The organism is Nocardia araoensis NBRC 100135 (assembly GCF_000308435.1).
GTDB classification, from domain to species: domain Bacteria; phylum Actinomycetota; class Actinomycetes; order Mycobacteriales; family Mycobacteriaceae; genus Nocardia; species Nocardia araoensis.
In genome coordinates, this window is record NZ_BAFR01000351.1 from 81527 (window position 1) to 97714 (window position 16188).

The 16188-nt window shown below is 68.0% G+C and carries 14 protein-coding genes; 11 read left to right on the forward strand and 3 right to left on the reverse strand.

Annotation, left to right across the window (positions count from 1 at the left end):
• Positions 1-588 (forward strand): TetR/AcrR family transcriptional regulator, encoded by a 588-nt coding sequence (locus ON21_RS34550; RefSeq protein ID WP_051021770.1) that lies wholly within the window; start codon positions 1-3, stop codon positions 586-588.
• 159 nt (positions 589-747) lie between these two features.
• On the opposite strand, the gene ON21_RS34555 is transcribed toward ON21_RS34550, so the two are convergent.
• The gene (locus ON21_RS34555; RefSeq protein ID WP_039805150.1) at positions 748-1644 is read right to left on the reverse strand and encodes an SDR family oxidoreductase; all 897 of its coding nucleotides are present in this window, start codon (positions 1642-1644) and stop codon (positions 748-750) included.
• Positions 1645-1777: 133 nt separating this feature from the next.
• On the opposite strand from ON21_RS34555, the gene ON21_RS34560 reads away from it, so the two are divergent.
• From ON21_RS34560 to ON21_RS34570, 3 genes are all read left to right on the forward strand, one after another.
• Complete coding sequence (locus tag ON21_RS34560; RefSeq protein ID WP_051021773.1) at positions 1778-2389, forward strand: TetR family transcriptional regulator; 612 nt, start codon at positions 1778-1780, stop codon at positions 2387-2389.
• A 99-nt stretch (positions 2390-2488) separates the two neighbouring features.
• Positions 2489-3856, forward strand: a complete 1368-nt coding sequence (locus ON21_RS34565) for an erythromycin esterase family protein (RefSeq protein WP_157171168.1) — start codon at positions 2489-2491, stop codon at positions 3854-3856.
• A 458-nt stretch (positions 3857-4314) separates the two neighbouring features.
• Positions 4315-5157, forward strand: a complete 843-nt coding sequence (locus tag ON21_RS34570) for a dienelactone hydrolase family protein (protein WP_039805152.1) — start codon at positions 4315-4317, stop codon at positions 5155-5157.
• A 94-nt stretch (positions 5158-5251) separates the two neighbouring features.
• On the opposite strand, the gene ON21_RS34575 is transcribed toward ON21_RS34570, so the two are convergent.
• Together ON21_RS34575 and ON21_RS34580 are read right to left on the reverse strand one after the other, a co-directional pair.
• Entirely contained in the window at positions 5252-6568 is a 1317-nt protein-coding gene (locus ON21_RS34575) for a uracil-xanthine permease family protein (protein ID WP_039805154.1), read from the reverse strand.
• A gap of 274 nt (positions 6569-6842) precedes the next feature.
• Complete coding sequence (locus tag ON21_RS34580; protein WP_039805253.1) at positions 6843-7292, reverse strand: Het-E N-terminal domain-containing protein; 450 nt, start codon at positions 7290-7292, stop codon at positions 6843-6845.
• Positions 7293-7435: 143 nt separating this feature from the next.
• On the opposite strand from ON21_RS34580, the gene ON21_RS36425 reads away from it, so the two are divergent.
• From ON21_RS36425 to mhpA, 7 genes are all read left to right on the forward strand, one after another.
• Positions 7436-10270, forward strand: a complete 2835-nt coding sequence (locus ON21_RS36425; protein WP_051021779.1) for a tetratricopeptide repeat protein — start codon at positions 7436-7438, stop codon at positions 10268-10270.
• A 78-nt stretch (positions 10271-10348) separates the two neighbouring features.
• Positions 10349-10807, forward strand: a complete 459-nt coding sequence (locus ON21_RS34590) for a DUF6294 family protein (protein WP_169332765.1) — start codon at positions 10349-10351, stop codon at positions 10805-10807.
• A 434-nt stretch (positions 10808-11241) separates the two neighbouring features.
• Positions 11242-11436, forward strand: a complete 195-nt coding sequence (locus ON21_RS39155) for a hypothetical protein (protein WP_157171170.1) — start codon at positions 11242-11244, stop codon at positions 11434-11436.
• A 13-nt stretch (positions 11437-11449) separates the two neighbouring features.
• Complete coding sequence (locus tag ON21_RS34595) at positions 11450-12388, forward strand: fumarylacetoacetate hydrolase family protein (RefSeq protein WP_039805158.1); 939 nt, start codon at positions 11450-11452, stop codon at positions 12386-12388.
• Positions 12385-14301, forward strand: coding sequence for an acyl-CoA synthetase (locus tag ON21_RS34600; protein WP_051021781.1), 1917 nt, complete (start codon positions 12385-12387; stop codon positions 14299-14301). The genes ON21_RS34595 and ON21_RS34600 overlap by 4 nt, the downstream gene beginning before the upstream one ends.
• A complete protein-coding gene (locus tag ON21_RS34605; protein WP_039805159.1) occupies positions 14298-14654 on the forward strand; it encodes a DoxX family protein in 357 nt (118 codons plus the stop codon). The genes ON21_RS34600 and ON21_RS34605 overlap by 4 nt, the downstream gene beginning before the upstream one ends.
• The gene (gene mhpA / locus ON21_RS34610) at positions 14651-16186 is read left to right on the forward strand and encodes a bifunctional 3-(3-hydroxy-phenyl)propionate/3-hydroxycinnamic acid hydroxylase MhpA (protein ID WP_039805161.1); all 1536 of its coding nucleotides are present in this window, start codon (positions 14651-14653) and stop codon (positions 16184-16186) included. The genes ON21_RS34605 and mhpA overlap by 4 nt, the downstream gene beginning before the upstream one ends.
• Positions 16187-16188: the final 2 nt, after the last annotated feature.

Below are 16188 nucleotides of genomic sequence, written 5' to 3' on the forward strand. Positions count from 1 at the left end.
GTGGGATCGAAACGGCGCGCCGCCGCGGACACCAGGGAGTACATCCTCGCCGTCGCGCGAGAGCTGTTCTACCGGCACGGCATTCGCGCGACAGGCGTGGACCGCGTCGCGGCCGAGGCGAACGTCGCACCGCCCACCCTCTACCGGCTCTTCGGCTCCAAGGATGATCTGGTCGCCGCGTATCTCGAGCGAGAAGATCACCGCTACCGGGAGTGGTTCCGCGCCGCTGCGGCCGGGAACGGGCCGCGCGAGCGCATCCTTGCCCTGTTCGACGCGCTGGCTGAACAGGTGCGTCCCGAATCCTGCCGCGGCTGCCCCTTCCTCATCGCGCTCGGGGAACTGCCCGATCATGATGTGCTCGGTCACCGACGCGCTGTGGCGATGAAGCACTGGGTGCGGGCCCAGTTCTGTTCGCTGACAGGCGAACTCGCGGCCAGCGCGCCGATGACCGATCCGCAGGCACTCGCCGACCAGCTGATGCTGGTGATGGAAGGCGTCTACGCCACGACACAGGCGTTCGGCCCGACCGGCCCGGCCGATCAGGCCCGATCGCTGGTCGAGGCACTACTTCCTCGCGAGCCGGCCTGATCCGCCACCCGGGTGACACCACCGCTGTGCGCGCTCCCGCGCCACTGCTGCGGAAATACCTCGGCGACCGGCGCTATCTGCATCCCGCCCGCAGCGCCGAGTGATGGACGACGATCGAGCCGATACTGGTCGGAACCGGATCTGTGCTGGAAAAGGCGGTCAGGGCGTCGAATACGCACCGGCTCCGATGTCCTCGATGAGGGTCGGTCCGGTGGGCGTCCAGCCCAGCAACTCGCGCGTCGCGGCGCTGGTCGCCGGGCCGTCCATCGCGAAAAACCCGCCGATCCAACCGAAATGGCCCTGCAGGTCCTCGGGGGCGATAGCGGTGACGGGCAGGTCCAGTGCTCGGCCGATCGCCTCCGCGATCGCGCGGGTCGGCACGCCCTCTTCGGCGACGGCGTGCAAACGGGCTCCCGCCGGAGCCTTGCCGAGGCCGAGGGTGACCAGCCGAGCGGAGTCGGTTCGATGGACCGCGGCCCAACGGTTGGCGCCGTCGCCGGGGTAGCCGGAGACCCCGGTCCTGCGGGCGATCGCGGCGAGGATCGCGATGAAACCGTGGTCTCCGGCGCCGTGCACGGTGGGGGCGAAACGCACGCTCACGGCGTGCACGTCGCGGTCGACGAACCCGAGCGCCAAGTTCTCGCTGCCTCCGCGCGGCGAGTCGGGGCCATGGAACGGGGACGAGTCGGCCTCGGTCGCGGGCCTGCCCTGGCCGAGGGCGGCGACACCCGATGCGAGTAGGAAGGGGCGGCCGGTGCCTGCGAGGGCGTCGCCGATGGTCTGAACGGCGGCTCGTTCGGCCGCGTTGGAAGCGGCAGGGTCGGACCAATCGTGTTTGTTCGCGAGATGGATGACGGCGTCGGCGGCCTCGGCTCCGGAGCGGATGCTGGCGAGGTCGTCCAGGTCGCCGCGGCGGACCCGGGCGCCTTGTGCTTCGAGCGCCGCGGCGGATGCGTCGGACCTGGCCAGCCCGGTGACCTCATGGCCTTCGGCGAGCAGATCGGCGACCGCGGCGGAGCCGATCCATCCGGAGGCTCCGGTGACGAAAACATGCATGACGTGAACTCCTTTGTCCGCTCCGCCGCCGAGCGGAGAGCGATCCGTATGAGGTGATGTCTGTGACTGACGTCAGTCACAGACATCACCCTACGCCGCCATGTCAGCCGCTGTCATCACTACACTTGGCGGCATGGCACGTTGGGAACCGGGGGCACCGCAGCGGTTGCAACAGGCCGCGCTCGAACTGTTCGCCACCCGGGGCTTCGAACAGACCACCGCCATGGAGATCGCGCAATCCGCCGGCCTGACCGAACGCACGTTCTTCCGCCACTTCAGTGACAAGCGAGAGGTTCTCTTCCACGGGCAGCGCTTACTGGTCGAAGCGTTCCTCGCCGGCGTGGACGCGGCGCCCTCGGATGCGTCCGCGATGGACATCGTCGCCTCCGCACTGCGGTCGGCTGCGTCGTTCTTTCCCGACGAACGCCGATCCCATTCCCGCACTCGTCAATTCGTGATCGACCAGAACCCCGCGCTACAGGAACGGGAGCGGCACAAGCTCGCCGGCCTCGCCGAAACGATCGCCGAGGCTTTGCGCGCGCGAGGCATCGACGACCTTCCGGCGACGCTGGCGGCGGAGTCGGGCATCACCGTGTTCGCGATCGCTTTCGCGCAATGGATCCGGGAAGACGAGCATCGGTCGCTCGACGAGATCGCAGCCGAGGTATTCGGCGAGTTACTGATCCTCGCCGGAAGGGCGACAGTGCATCGTGCGGCGCCTGCCGATCGCGCCGACGGGGGATAGCGGGAGACTGTCGACGCTCGTGATCGCGTAGACGGGCGGAAGGCTCGGTGGCCGCGAGTAGTCGACCGACTCGGCATCTTCCCCTCTGGTGTCGTCCTTTTGCTCGCGGCGATTGACATACGCTCCATCCCGAAACTACCTTTGCGGACAAAGTTAATTGCCTTTGATTGCAAAGGTGTTGTCGATCGTCCCCGCGGCCCCGTCGGTCCGGCGGGGCCATTCGCTCAGGAGCAGATCATGTCGGATGAGACGCACGGCGCCGCGCACGTGACGCGCTGGATCCGCAACTCCGCGCACCCTCTCGCGACGGTCGACGCCGACGAGTCGCTCGCGGACCTGGCGGCGTTGGCCGACCGGGCCGACGGCACTGTCGTCGTCGGGGTCGGCGCAACCACCCGCGCGGGGCACGAACTATCCGCGACCGCGCACCGAATATTGCGATTTTTCGTGGAAACACAGGGATTCCGGGCACTCGCCCTGCTCGATGACGCATCCGTCGTCGCGGCCATGGACGACTACGCGCGGACGGGCGCCGGCGACGTGCGGACGATCCTGGCTGACGCGTGGGTGCCGTGGCGCACCGCCGAGACGCTCGCGGTGCTGGAGTGGGCGCGCGAGTTCAACAAGGCGCATCCGCACGACCCGGTACGCCTGTTCGGCCTGACTCCCGAGGCCGCCAAGCCCGCGCACTACGATCGGGTCACTCGGTTCGTCGAAACCGTTGCGCCGCAACGGATCGCGGAGCTGAAATCGCACTACGACCCGATTGTGACGGCCCATCGGCTGGGTGAGCACATCCAGCGCGCGAACGGCACCCATCCTGGGCGTCCGTTCTCCGGTCATGCCGAGGACGCATTGGCGCTGGTCGAATCGTTGCCGGGCGCCGCCGACGCGCCCGAGATCCTGGAGGCGGCTCGCCTCATCGTCCGATACCACCACAACAGCACCGCCTCGGGTCGCCGTGACTTCGCCGCCGAATCGGCCGATGCCGCTCGCCGCATCGTGGACTGGCACGATCGCACCGGGCACCGGATCGTCTACTGGGAAGGCGTGTCCAACACCGCCGTCGCCCGAGAACTCACCGTTGCCGCCATGGCACAACGGTTTCCGACTACGGGGTACCTGCTCCGTGACCACTTCGGAAGCGGTTACCTGTCGGTCGCGATCACCTTCCATCACGGCAATGCCCGGGCCGACCTGGCGGTGCCCGCGCCTCCGGCGGGCTTCGCCGACACCGTGCTCGACCAACCCGAACTCGGCAACTACCTGCTCGATCTGCGGGGCGCACCGGCGGGCGCGGTCCGGCAGTGGTTGCATCGACCCGCCGAACTCCGCCTCATCATCGGGACCTACAGCCCTGACCGCGACGCCGACCATCACATCTCCGGCGCCGGGCTGAGCGACTGGTTCGACGTCGTCGTTCATATCCGGACCATCACCCCGACACGCTCGCTTGCCGAACCGTGATCCGCATGCGCCTGCCGTCGTACTGCGTCTGCCTGCGATCTCTCGGTCGGCGGGCGGGCGGCCACCGACACGATCATGGCGGCGACCCGGGAACGGTTGCGCGACATCGACCGGCAAGTGCTGGACGGCCGCGGCTGGATCCTCACCCGGATGGTGTTCGAGGTCTGCGCCGCCTACGCAAGTACATCACCGCGGTGCCGCTCTCGATCGACGGCGGCGCCGCGCACTTCTGAACGCGCACCCTGGCACCTCCCGCCGCTATGCCTCGTCGACTCCACGGCATCGGCGCGACCATGAGAGGCCGAGTCGAGCTTCGCGGAGACCACGCCGAAGGCGCCGGCCGGACAGCCGATCAGCGCCTTCGCGCCACGCGGCCGAGAGGCAGGGGAACATTTCTCCTATAACCGGCGAGTCCGGCCGGTCGATAGTGAGGGCCCATTCACGAGAAAGGGCCACAGATGAGCGACGACGATCTGCACGACTTCGAGCGCGATACGTTCACCCACGACGGCAAGACCCGCACACTCTTCCGCCAAGGCGCCGGTCCCGCCGTGATCGTCATGGCGGAATTCCCGGGTATCTCTCCCGAGGTCTTCGATTTCGCGCGCCGCGTAGCGCGATTGGGGTGTACGGCAGTGGTGCCGCATCTGTACGGCAACCCCGGCCGCGACCCGAGCCCCGCCGCGCACGGCCTGGTCTCCGCGTTGGCGAACGTCGCGGGTCAGATCGGGCCCATCTGTATCAGCCGGGAGTTCGTGGTGCTGGCCACCGGCCGTACTTCGCCGGTCGTGCATTGGTTGCGGGCGCTGGCCGAACACGAGCACCGCCGGTGCGGCGGACCGGGAGTCGGCGCGGTCGGGATGTGCTTCACGGGTGGATTCGCCCTCGCCATGGCGGTCGACGACCGTCTGATCGCGCCCGTGCTGTCCCAGCCAGGACTGCCGCTGGGCTTCACCTCCCGGCAGAGATACTCCATCGACCTGTCGCCCGCCGACCTCGCCCGTGTCAAACAACGCTGCGACGAAGGGCTTTCGGTCATGGGACTCCGATTCTGCGGTGATCGGCGCTCCCCGGCCGAACGCTTCGACTTCCTGCGCGATCAGCTCGGCGAGGCGTTCATCGCCATCGAACTCGACGATGCCGACGCGAATCCCGACGCCGTACTCAACCCCCACTCGGTCCTGACCGAACACCTCATCGACGAACCGGGCCAGCCCACCCAGGCCGCACTGCACCGAGTGCTGGACTTCCTCGGCGGTCGACTTCTGGCGGATCACCAACCGATCGGCGAGGGCCCCTAGCGGCAGTGCGCGGCGGGCTCGGTGCGCTGCGCCCCGGCGAACTCCCGCGAACGCCACTCCTGCGGTGCACCACGGCGCACGCGCGTGCCGGGAATCACCGATCCGTCGGTTCCCGCGGCTTCGTCACGTCGTGCTCGTGGTCGGGGACGACCGTCCCGCGCCATCCGCCGATCAACCGCATGGTGTGGTAGATCACCAGCGCGGCCATCGCGCCGAGGGCGATGCCGCCGAAGTCGAGATCACCCAGCACCCAGGTGAAGTCGGCGATGCCGATGACCAGCGGGACGGCCGCGGTCAGCTGGTTGATCGGTTTGCCGAAGTCCACCCGGTTGCTCACCCAGATGTGCACGCCGAGGATCCCGACCAAGCCGTAGAGCGCGGTCGTCACACCACCGAGCACCCCGGCCGGGATGGCGGCGATCACCGCTCCCACCTTCGGTGACAGGCTGAGCGCGATCGCGGCGGCACCGGCGACCCAGTACGCGGCGGTCGAGTACACCTTGGTCGCGGCCATCACGCCGATGTTCTCCGCGTACGTGGTGGTCGCCGAGCCGCCCCCACTGCCGGCGAGCACGGTCGCCAGACCGTCGGCCGCCAGCGCGCGGCCCATACGCCGGTCGTAGTCGACACCGGTCATCGTGGTGATCGACTTGACGTGGCCGATGTTCTCGACCACGAGCACGAGGACCACGGGCAGGAACATCGGGATCACCGAGAGATGGAAGCTCGGCGCGTGGAAATCGGGCAGCCCCACCCAGGAGGCGTCACCGATCGCCGCGGTGTCGACCTCACCGCGCGCGAGCGCGAACAGATACCCGAGCACGACACTGGTGACGATCGCCAACCGGCCGAGCAACCCGCGGAAGAGCACGAGACACAGGACCAGCAGGACGAGCACGACCGTCGCGGTGATCGCGTCCTTCTCGTAGTTCGTCTTGGCGGTCGGCGCCAGATTGAGCCCGATGAGGGCGACGATGGTGCCGGTGACCACCGGGGGCATCAGCACCTCGATCCAGTGGCTGCCCGCGAAGTGCACCACCACGCCGATGACGACGAGCAGGGCGCCCACCAGCACGATCCCGCCGAGGGCGGCGCCCATTCCGCCGGAGGCGGTGGCCGCGAGGACCGGAGCGATGATCGCGAAGCTGGACCCCAGATAGCTCGGCAGCCGGTTTCCGGTGATCAGCAGGAACAGCAGGGTGCCCACTCCGGAGAAGAGCAGCGTCGCCGACGGCGGGAACCCGGTGAGGACCGGCACGAGAAAGGTGGCGCCGAACATCGCCACGACATGTTGCAACCCGATCCCGATCGTGCGCGGCCAGGTCAATCGCTCGTCGGGGGCGATCACGGCGCCGGTGGCGACCTGGGTCCACCGGAACCTCGATCCTGTTCGCGATTCGGGAGGCGTCATGGGAGCAGTCTGCGGCATCGTGGGCCGCCGAGCGGTAAGTAGTCGGCACCGCCACATGACGAACCCAGGGGAGAGGGGCAATCAGCTGGTCCGGCGTCCGCCATCAGTAGCCGGGTCGGCAGGCCACCGTCCGCGCCGAGCCGTTCAGCCACCTGCGTCACCTCCACCGCGAAGTTCGCGGGGAGCGAGGAGTAGTGGATCACGACGTCCCGGCCGACGACGGTGTCGGTCAGCGAGATCGTGGGCGTGGTGCGGCTCGGCGCGGCGTTCTGTGCTACCGCCGCGCCGAGGGAGGATGGGGCGGCTCCGCGGATCCCGCGGTGATCCCACTGATCTTGAACGTTCCCTGGACAGTGGTGCTTTCGACGATCACGCCGCTTCCGGTAGTGGTGACATCGCTGATTTCCAGTTCGCCTGCACGGACCGCGCGCAGCCGGACCCCGACCGCCTCGGTGGCCTCCGGAGCGTGCTGATGAACCAGGACCAGCAATTCGCGCGCCGCACTCAGCAGTTCCGCATCATCGCCCGCGCCCGCCCGCTGTAGTTGCCCGGCGAGCACCGCTCGGGTCTGTGCGGACGGTTGCTGCTCGACCACCGCTACATCCACTGTCCGGTAACGGCCGCCGATCAGTCCCTTCACTGCGCGATACGCGTCCGCGACCGCTTGTTTTGCGGTGTCTGTCAACCCCGCCGCCGCACCGGCGGCAACCGCCGCCGCGACCATGGTCACCGGCTCCACCCCAACCGCCCTCCCGTGTCCGCGGCCACCGACCGATGTGATCGAAGGCATGCACAACTCAACCAAGCGACAGCAGCCGAATCAAGTGCTGTGTTGTGCCGTGCGCCGCGCTGCCCGATAGTTCACTCATGGCGGAGAGACTCGCTCTGATTGTCGCGTCCGAGTGCGCGGCATTCCCCCGGCTGGGGTTCACCGGTGAGCTGGCCGCGGCGCTGTACACGGCTTTCACGACGGTCGGAGGTTGGCTGCCGATCGCGGACGGTCCCGTGCTCGACCCCACGGTCACCGAATTCAAGCGGTGCGTGAAGGCGGCTTTCCGGCAGGCGGACGAACTGAAGGCGACGCTGTTGATCGCCTTCATCGGTCACGGGTTCACCGCCAACGACGAGGACTTCTATCTGCTCGCCACCGATTCCGCACTGCCGCTGGATTCCGATTCCGGCTTCAACCTGGTCAATGTGGTCGCCGAGCAATTGGGCAATACGCGGGCGCTGGACGGGCTGATCGTCCTGGTCGACGCATGTGAGGCGGGGACAGGAGCGCTCGGAGCCGGCAACCGCTGGGTGCGGATGCTGGAAAAGACCGCAGGACGAATGGAATTGCTCGTCGCGTCGGACGACGGCAACGCCTACGACGGCTGTTTCAGCCGAACACTGCTGCGCACCTTCGGTACCGGCCTACCTGGCAGTGGAACGAACTTGCTGTGCGCCGACCTCACGCCGGAGCTGAACAGTGCGTGTCTACAGCAGACCGCACGGCATCTGTCGTTCAACGGCACTCGAGTGGACCGCGGCGACCAGGGGCTGTGGTTGGTGCCCAACCGCTCCCGGTTCCGAGACGCGGTGACCGACCGGGCCGCAGCGGGCTTGGTGGATCACCTCGTGCGCGGCGTCTCCCTGACGGCGAACGTGCAGGAGACGCTCGCCGAGATCGTGGAAGCGAGCGGCGAACGGTTGCAGGTGTTGATCGGACCGGCCGGTGCCGGGAAGTCGACGCTGATGTCGCTGCTCATCCGGCCGGGACTGGTCGAGACGTTGGGTTCGCTGACCGCCGAGTTCATCACCGCGGCCGTCTTTCTGGACGTTACGAGCACCATCGAGTCGGTGCTGGTGGAACTGTGTGAGCAACTGGGCGCGCGATTCGGCTCGGAATTCGTGGCGGCGCGGCAGCAGGTACAGAAGGAGTTGACCGACCGGGAGCGGTTCAGCGCTTTCGAGATCGAGATCGTGCGGCCCTTGCATCTGATGCGAAAGGCGGGCAGACGCATCCGCGTCCTCATCGACGGTCTGGATCAGCCAGAGGAAGGCTGCCGCAGCAGTGTCGTCGCCGCCATCGCCACCTTGACCACCGACCGGCGATTGGGCCATGTGCGAGTGATCGTCGGCGTCCGGTCGGGCACGGATGTAGTCGATCATCCGGACCTCGCCCACGCCCGGCGGGTTCACCTGCGGTCACCCACCGCACGGGAGGTCTTGGCGGAGCTGGCGGCGGCCGAGGGCGGCATCCCCGATGGGCTCGATCGAACCCTGCACGAACTACCCGACGATGTACGCGGTGGATGGTTGATCCCGCGGTTGATCACCGAGATCGACCAGAGGAAGACGAGTCTCGACGGCGCGGACCTGAATGCTCTGGTGGCGCTTCGATTCCGCACCACACACCGCCGTCCGGTGCATGAAGACATCGCGCTGCCGGTCGGGGCTCTGCTGGCTGCGGTCGGTGTCGGACCCACCGCGCCGTTGCCGCTGATCTGCGCGGCCCTCCATCGCCTCGGATGGCCGGTGGCGTTGCCGCGACTGCGTGATGTGGTGGTCGATCTCGGTGTGCTCGTCGCACGCGGCCATCCCGGTCAGGACAGCGAGCGAGTCGGCTTGTCGCATACGGTGTTCACCGATTCGCTGCGGCAAATCGTCTGCGCGCATCGGCCGACCGCGCTATCGGACGCGCACAGCGCACTCGCCGCGGCGTTCGATACCGTGACCGGTCCGGATATCGACCTCTACGCGCACACGGCGGCGCCGCGGCACTATCTGGCCAGTGGGAACTCCGCTCGGGCCGTGGCATTCCTCGACGTGGCGGACGCCAGGCGGCGTCCGATCGACAACCGGGCCTCCTGGGCGAACTGGCTGGTGGCCTTCCGAGAGGCGCTGCCGCCGGACCACCCGGACTTGCTGACGGCCCGCGCCCGCCTCGCGCGCTGGACCGGCGAGGCCGGAGAGCCGTTCGCGGCGCGCGCGATGTTCGCCGGTCTCGTCGAGGATTGCACCGCCATGTTCGGTCGTGACCATCCGCTGACACTCCTGCCGCGCGTGCAACTCGCCAATTGGCACGTCCAGACCGGCGGCGCCGAGCGAGCGGTGACGATGCTCACCGAGCTGCTGGACTTGGAGCAGGACGAACGAGAGAAGCTGCGGATCCGCGCCGACTTGGGATTCAGTACCGGCCAGGCCGGTGACATCGTCGGTGCGCGCGATCAGTACACCGCTTTTCTCCCGGCGCTCGAACGCGTCCTCGGGGCGACGCATCCCGACGTGCTGCGCTCCCGGGACCAATACGCGCGGTGGATCGGTGAAGCCGGTGACCCGGAACGGGCGCGACGGCAGTTGGTCGAACTGGTGCCGATCTGTGCGGACGTGCTCGGGCCGGAGCACACCGACACCATGTGGGCCAAGGACAATCTCGCCAGGTGGACCGCGGCCTGCGGCGACCCCGGTGGCGCCGCACGTTTGTATGGTGAAGTGCTGGCGATGCGCGAGAAGGTGTCCGGCCTCGAGCATCCCTTCACGCTGATGACCAGGCGCAATCTCGCTCAGTTCCACGCCGGGCAAGGCGATTACGCCGCCGCGCTGGAACTCGGCGCCGATCTTCCCGAGATCTGGCGACGGCTCTACGGCCCCGATGATCAGGGAACGATCGACGCTACCCGGGATGTCGCCGAATGGGCAGCTCGGCAAGCCACCTGAACAGGTATTGACGATCGTCGAACGGCCGCCGACAATTTCAGTCAGCGAGACCGACTATTTCGCGGGGGGAGCGCCGTAATGACCGCAACTATTCGCCATGCCTTGATTCGGCTGGCAGTTTGCGTCGGCTTGGCCACCGGAACACTGGTCGCATCCATGCCGGCCGGACATGCCGATGGCGACAGGGTCTTCACCTGGAACCACGACATCAAAGTCGGCGATTGCACGATGTTCCATGGCGCGCGCTGGGTCTTGCACAACGATGGCATCGCCGAATTCAACGCGGTGGTCACCAGCGGTGACGACAACGACGCTTGGCTGATGCACGCCGCGCTGTTCGACGCGAATCACAAGTATCTCGGCAACATCATCAACGACAAGCCGCCCGGTGGCGATATCGGCAAGTTCGTCATCAACCTGCCCTCCTCCGCTGTTCAATACCACTGGGATATGGACAAGGATCACCACGACGAGAAGACCTATCCGCCGGAGGCGTTCGCGACCGTGGCCAGGATCGAGCTGCAGAACCACTGCTGAAATCGCGGACCGAACGGCCCGGGTGGGGGATGAACTCGCCCGAGTACTAGGCGTGCCGGTGGATTCGACGTGCCGCCCAGGCGTCGGTTCAGGTCGCCCACGTCGCCGCTTGCGCTGCCCCACTATCGCTGCAACCCGTGCGCGTGTCTGAACGCTGACGATGGCGAGGCGTGGAACGAAAGATGCGCGTCCGCGCTGCCCCGGCGATCTCGGCCCGTACGCCGCCCGCCGCGGTCGCCGGCCTCGGCCCGGCGAACGGTCGCGGCCGGGTTCGCCGCGCTTCAGCGCTCGAGTTTCCGAACCGCGTCCGGCCTGTTCTTCCCGGCCTCTGTGGCGACGGACTCGATCAATAATGACGAATTGCTCAGATTCTACTTGACTGACACTGCCCTCGTGAGTGACGATATCGTCAGATAGCGAAGAGGGAGCGGTCGATGAGTGGCCATCGCGACGTGCACGCCGGTCTGCGCGGCGAGCACGGGGCGTTGGCGGGTGAGCATCCGGGCCGGGCGCGTGATCCGGTGGTGAAAATGCTCGATCTCGCGCGTACCCGCTCCGGGAGCTGCGTGCGATCGTCGGCGCGCTGCGCGAGGACAACGAATATCTCCGCCGCCTCCGCGGCCTGTTGAAAGTAGCCAGATCATGAGTACCTCTGTCCTGCGAACCGCCGACGCCTGGTGGGTGCGGACACCTGCCGGTGCGGCTCGTATCGATACCGCGGCGACGACCACGCGTGAGCTGCTGTCGGACCCCGAGGCGATCGCGGCGGCCGCCATGAGCACGGACCTCGTCGCGGTGGAGAGCCTCGCGCTCGTGGCCCCGGTGACGGCTCCTTGCCGCGTGGTCGCGCAGATGACCAACTTCGTCTCCCATGTGAAGGACTCGGGCATGGACCCCGAGAACGTGCCGCTGACCTTCTTCCGCAAGTCCTCCGGCTCGATCAGCGGACCTTATGACGACGTGATCCGGCCCGCGCACGTGCATTTGCTCGACTACGAGGTCGAGATCGGACTGGTGTTCGGGCGGGAGATGCCGGTCGGCTCCCACATCGCCACCGAGAACGTCGCCGACTACATCGCGGGCCTGGTCGTCACGAACGATGTGTCCGCCCGCGACGTCCAATTGCCGAAAACCCAGTTCTACGAGGCGAAATCGTATCCGAGCTTCACTCCGGTCGGCCCCGCGCTGGTGCTGCTGGACGCCGACGAACTGAAGCGCTTCGCCGATCTGCGGCTGCGGCTGTGGGTCAACGGCGAGATCCGCCAGGACATGACGGTCGCGGACATGATCTATCCCCCGGTGGAGGCCATGCGGGCGCTCACCCGTTTCCAGCGCATGGACGCCGGGGATCTGCTGCTCACCGGAACGCCGGTCGGTACGGCCATCAGCGCTCCGCCGAAAGCGGTCGAGATCGTCGCATCCCTGCTGCCGCCCCGGATCAAGTGGAAGATGTTCTTCAAAGGCCAGTCGAAGAATCCGAGGTATCTGCAAGACGGTGACGTGATCGAGGCCGCGGTCGGCACCGGCGACGGCGCCATCGATCTGGGTCGCCAGCGCACGGTCGTGAGGTACGCGCGATGACCGACGACCTCGAGACACTGCCGGAACTCGCGGATCCCTGGTGGCCGCGCTATGCGGAGCCCGGTGACCTGGCCGGGATCGAATCCGTGCCGCTGGCCGAGCGGGGGCTGCCGGGATCGACCTACGGTCTGCTCGTGCGGGCGGCCGCGCTGTGGCCGGGCCGCACCGCGATCACCGTACTGCCCGACGCCGCGCGGTGGCGTGCACCCCTGCGGCGCAACTACTCCCAAGTGCTCGGCGACGTGCACCGGTACGCCAATCTGCTGCACGAGATCGGTGTGCGACGCACCGATGCCGTGGGGTTGATCGCGCCGAACTGCGCCCAGCTGATCCCGGCGCTGCTCGCCGCTCAACTGGCGGGAGTCGCGGCTCCGATCAATGGGAGTCTGGCCCGCGAGCACATCGCCGAACTGTTGAGCCGCTCCGGCGCGCGTGTCCTCATCGCCGCTGGGCCCGAACTGGCCGCCGACATCTGGGATGCCGTCCGGGAGTCGGCCGCCCAGGGATTACTGGACGCGCTGCTGGTGCTGCGGCCGACCGCCGCGCCGGATACACCACCGCAGCTGCCCGAAATCGGCGACGTCCGGATCGGCTATCTCGACGAACTCGCCGCCGGACAGGATTCTTCCCGCTTCACCGGCGAGCCGCCGACCGCCGAGGACCTGGCGGCGCTGTTCCACACCGGTGGCACCACCGGTGTGCCGAAGCTGGCGGCGCACACCCACGCCAACGAGATCGCCAACGCGTGGATGATCGCGGCGAATTCCCTGCTGGACGCGGATTCGGCGATCTTCGCGGCACTTCCGCTGTTCCACGTCAACGCTCTGGTCGTCACCTTGCTCGCGCCGCTGTTCAAGGGCCAGCCGGTGGTGTGGGCAGGACCGCTCGGATACCGGGACCTCGCACTGTACGCGGAGTTCTGGAACATGGTGGCGCACTACGAGATCGCGGTGATGAGCGCGGTGCCGACCGTCTACGCGGTGCTCGCGCAATGTCCGATCACCGCCGACATCTCCAGCCTGCGCTATGCGGTGGTCGGCGCTTCGCCGCTGCCGCAGGCGGTGCGGGACATCTTCCAGACGCACACGGGGGTCACGCTGGTCGAGGGCTACGGCCTCACCGAGGCCACGTGCGCGACGGCACGCAGCTTCGCGGACTTCGGACGGCCCGGTGCGGTGGGACAGCGCATGCCCTACCAGAAGGTCGCGGTGGTCCGTATCGCCGACGATGGAACGTGGGAGGAGTTGCCCGCCGGAGCGACCGGGATCCTGGTCGTCAGCGGCCCGACGGTGTTCGCCGGCTACGTCACCGGCCGTGATGAACACGGTCATGTAGTCGACGGACTCGGCACGATCGTCGACGGCCGGCTGAACACCGGCGATCTGGCCCATATCGATGACGACGGCTTCATCCACCTGCACGGCCGGATGAAGGATCTGATCATTCGCGGCGGTCACAATATCGACCCGGCCGCGATCGAGGACGCGTTGCTCGCCCATCCGCAGGTCGCCGCGGCCGGCGCGGTCGGCCGCCCGGACGTACACGCCGGTGAGGTACCGGTTGCCTACGTCGCTCTGGGAACCGGCGCGGACGTGCGGGAAGACGATCTGGTGGCGTGGGCGGGCGAGCGGGTACACGAACGTGCCGCAGCACCCAGAACGATCACCATCCTGGACGCGCTGCCGGTCACCGACGTCGGAAAGCCCTACAAACTGGGTTTGCGCGCCGACGCCACTCGGCGCGAACTCGTCGACGCCCTCGCGGAGATCGCGGGCATCAGGAGCATCACGGCCGCTGTCGAGGACGGTGCGATCGTCGCCTCCGTCGAACTCGAGCCGAGCGCCGACCAGCAGGCTGTCGAGGCGGTCCTCGGCCGCTACGCGATCGCCTGGCGCGTGGTGGTGGGGCGATGACCATGGCCTCGACCGTCCTCGCCGCGGTGGTCTCGACGGAGTTTCTTGCCTTCGGTGCCGCGAAGCTGATGGCCGCGGCCCCGATGCGCAAGCGCGCGGAGCACCTCGGGTATACCGTGACGGCCTATCGTGGCATCGGCGCCCTCGAGATCGCCGGGGCAGGTGGGGTGTTACTGGGGTCGGTGCATGCGTCGATCGGCGTGGGGGCGGGATCGGCGCTGGCATTGTTGATGTGCGGCGCCGTCGCCGCGCATGTCCGCAACGGTGACGGCGTGGCGGAGATCGCGCCCGCGGCGGTCACCGGCATGGCGGCCGTCGCCTACGCGGTCACAGTGTCCGGAGTTCTCCCATGAACTCGCCGATCGTTCCGGTCGTGCTCGTCGGAGCGGGCCCGGCCGGGCTCACCGCGGCGACGTTGCTCGCGCAGTACGGGATCGTTTCCTTGGTGCTGGAGCGGTGGGACGGCGTCTATCCGCAGCCACGAGCCGTTCATCTGGACGGAGAAATCCGCCGGATCGTAGGGCGTCTCGGCATCGGCGCCGAATTCGACGCCATTTCCCGGCCCGCGCTGGGTCTGCGCCTGATCGGTCCCGGTCGGCGGGTGCTGGCTCAATTCGATCGGGATCCGGCCGGTGATCGCAACGGTCACCCGGAGGCGAACCTGTTCGATCAACCGGAGCTGGAAGCCATTCTGCGCGCCAACCTCGATCGCTATCCGGCGGTGACGCTGCGTGGCGGCGCGGAAGTCACGGCTGTCGCCGAGGAGGCCGACTGCGTCCGAGTCGATTTCACCGACCGAGCCACGGGTCGAGCGGAATGTGTGCGCACGAGGTACGTGCTGGGATGCGACGGCGCCAACAGTCTCGTTCGCGGCGCGATCGGCGGGCACATGCTGGATCTGCGGTTCCAGCAACGCTGGCTGGTCGTCGACCTCGCTACGAATGCGGATCCGGGGCACTGGGACGGCGTACATCAGGTCTGTGATCCCGCACGCGCGGCCACCTACATGCGGATCGGAAACACGCGCTACCGCTGGGAATTCCGACTGCGGCCGGACGAAACCGCCGCCGATTATCACGACTTGGCCCGGTTGCGTCCGCTGCTCGCGCCTTGGATCGACGAAGGCGACTTCGAAGGTCTCGAGTTGTTGCGCGTCGCCGAGTACACCTTCCGGGCCCAGCTCGCCGAGCGCTGGCGCGACGGGCGGGTGTTCCTGCTCGGCGACGCCGCCCACCTCACGCCGCCGTTCATCGGCCAGGGGATGGGCGCGGGTTTACGTGACGCCGCGAATCTGACCTGGAAGCTCGCCGGGGTCCTGCGCGGCGAACTACCGGCCAGCGTGCTCGAAACCTACGAGGTCGAGCGAAAACCGCACGCGCGGACGATGATCCGGCTGGCCAAACTCACCGGAACGACCATGACCGACGGCGGCGAGCTCGGCAACCGCATGCGCGGTCTGCTCGCGCCGCGCTTGCATCGCCTGCCCGGACTCACCCGCATGATCACCAGCGGCGAATCGCCGCGGCTGCGCCGCTCCGAACTCGTAGTTGCCCCGCTGCTACGCCGGGGGCCGGCCGGTCGGTTGGTCCCGAACGACCGGCTTGCCGACGGGAGGCGACTCGACGATCTGATCGGGGGCCGGTTCGCGATCATCACCGCGATCGAGCCCGCTCCGCAGGACCGGAGGCGGATCGAACAACGCGGCGGCGTGGTGATCGCCGCGGCACCGGGGACGGACCTGTACCGCTGGCTGCGCCGCGCACACGTATCCGCCGCCCTCATCCGGCCGGACGGCGCCGTGCACAGCTGCGGACGAGACCTGTCGGCCCTGTGCGCCGTTCTGCCGCGGTTCGCGCCGAGCGTCCGAGTCACAGAGGCGAACTGAAT

Excerpts from the sequence above, each read along its gene's own strand:
- ON21_RS34555 (WP_039805150.1), bottom strand. The coding sequence starts at position 1,644 with ATGCATGTTTTCGTCACCGGAGCCTCCGGATGGATCGGCTCCGCCGCG.
- ON21_RS34560 (WP_051021773.1), top strand. The coding sequence starts at position 1,778 with ATGGCACGTTGGGAACCGGGGGCACCGCAGCGGTTGCAACAGGCCGCG.
- ON21_RS34570 (WP_039805152.1), top strand. The coding sequence starts at position 4,315 with ATGAGCGACGACGATCTGCACGACTTCGAGCGCGATACGTTCACCCAC.
- ON21_RS34575 (WP_039805154.1), bottom strand. The coding sequence starts at position 6,568 with ATGACGCCTCCCGAATCGCGAACAGGATCGAGGTTCCGGTGGACCCAG.
- ON21_RS34580 (WP_039805253.1), bottom strand. The coding sequence starts at position 7,292 with ATGGTCGCGGCGGCGGTTGCCGCCGGTGCGGCGGCGGGGTTGACAGAC.
- ON21_RS36425 (WP_051021779.1), top strand. The coding sequence starts at position 7,436 with ATGGCGGAGAGACTCGCTCTGATTGTCGCGTCCGAGTGCGCGGCATTC.
- ON21_RS34590 (WP_169332765.1), top strand. The coding sequence starts at position 10,349 with ATGACCGCAACTATTCGCCATGCCTTGATTCGGCTGGCAGTTTGCGTC.
- ON21_RS39155 (WP_157171170.1), top strand. The coding sequence starts at position 11,242 with ATGAGTGGCCATCGCGACGTGCACGCCGGTCTGCGCGGCGAGCACGGG.
- ON21_RS34595 (WP_039805158.1), top strand. The coding sequence starts at position 11,450 with ATGAGTACCTCTGTCCTGCGAACCGCCGACGCCTGGTGGGTGCGGACA.
- ON21_RS34600 (WP_051021781.1), top strand. The coding sequence starts at position 12,385 with ATGACCGACGACCTCGAGACACTGCCGGAACTCGCGGATCCCTGGTGG.
- ON21_RS34605 (WP_039805159.1), top strand. The coding sequence starts at position 14,298 with ATGACCATGGCCTCGACCGTCCTCGCCGCGGTGGTCTCGACGGAGTTT.
- mhpA (WP_039805161.1), top strand. The coding sequence starts at position 14,651 with ATGAACTCGCCGATCGTTCCGGTCGTGCTCGTCGGAGCGGGCCCGGCC.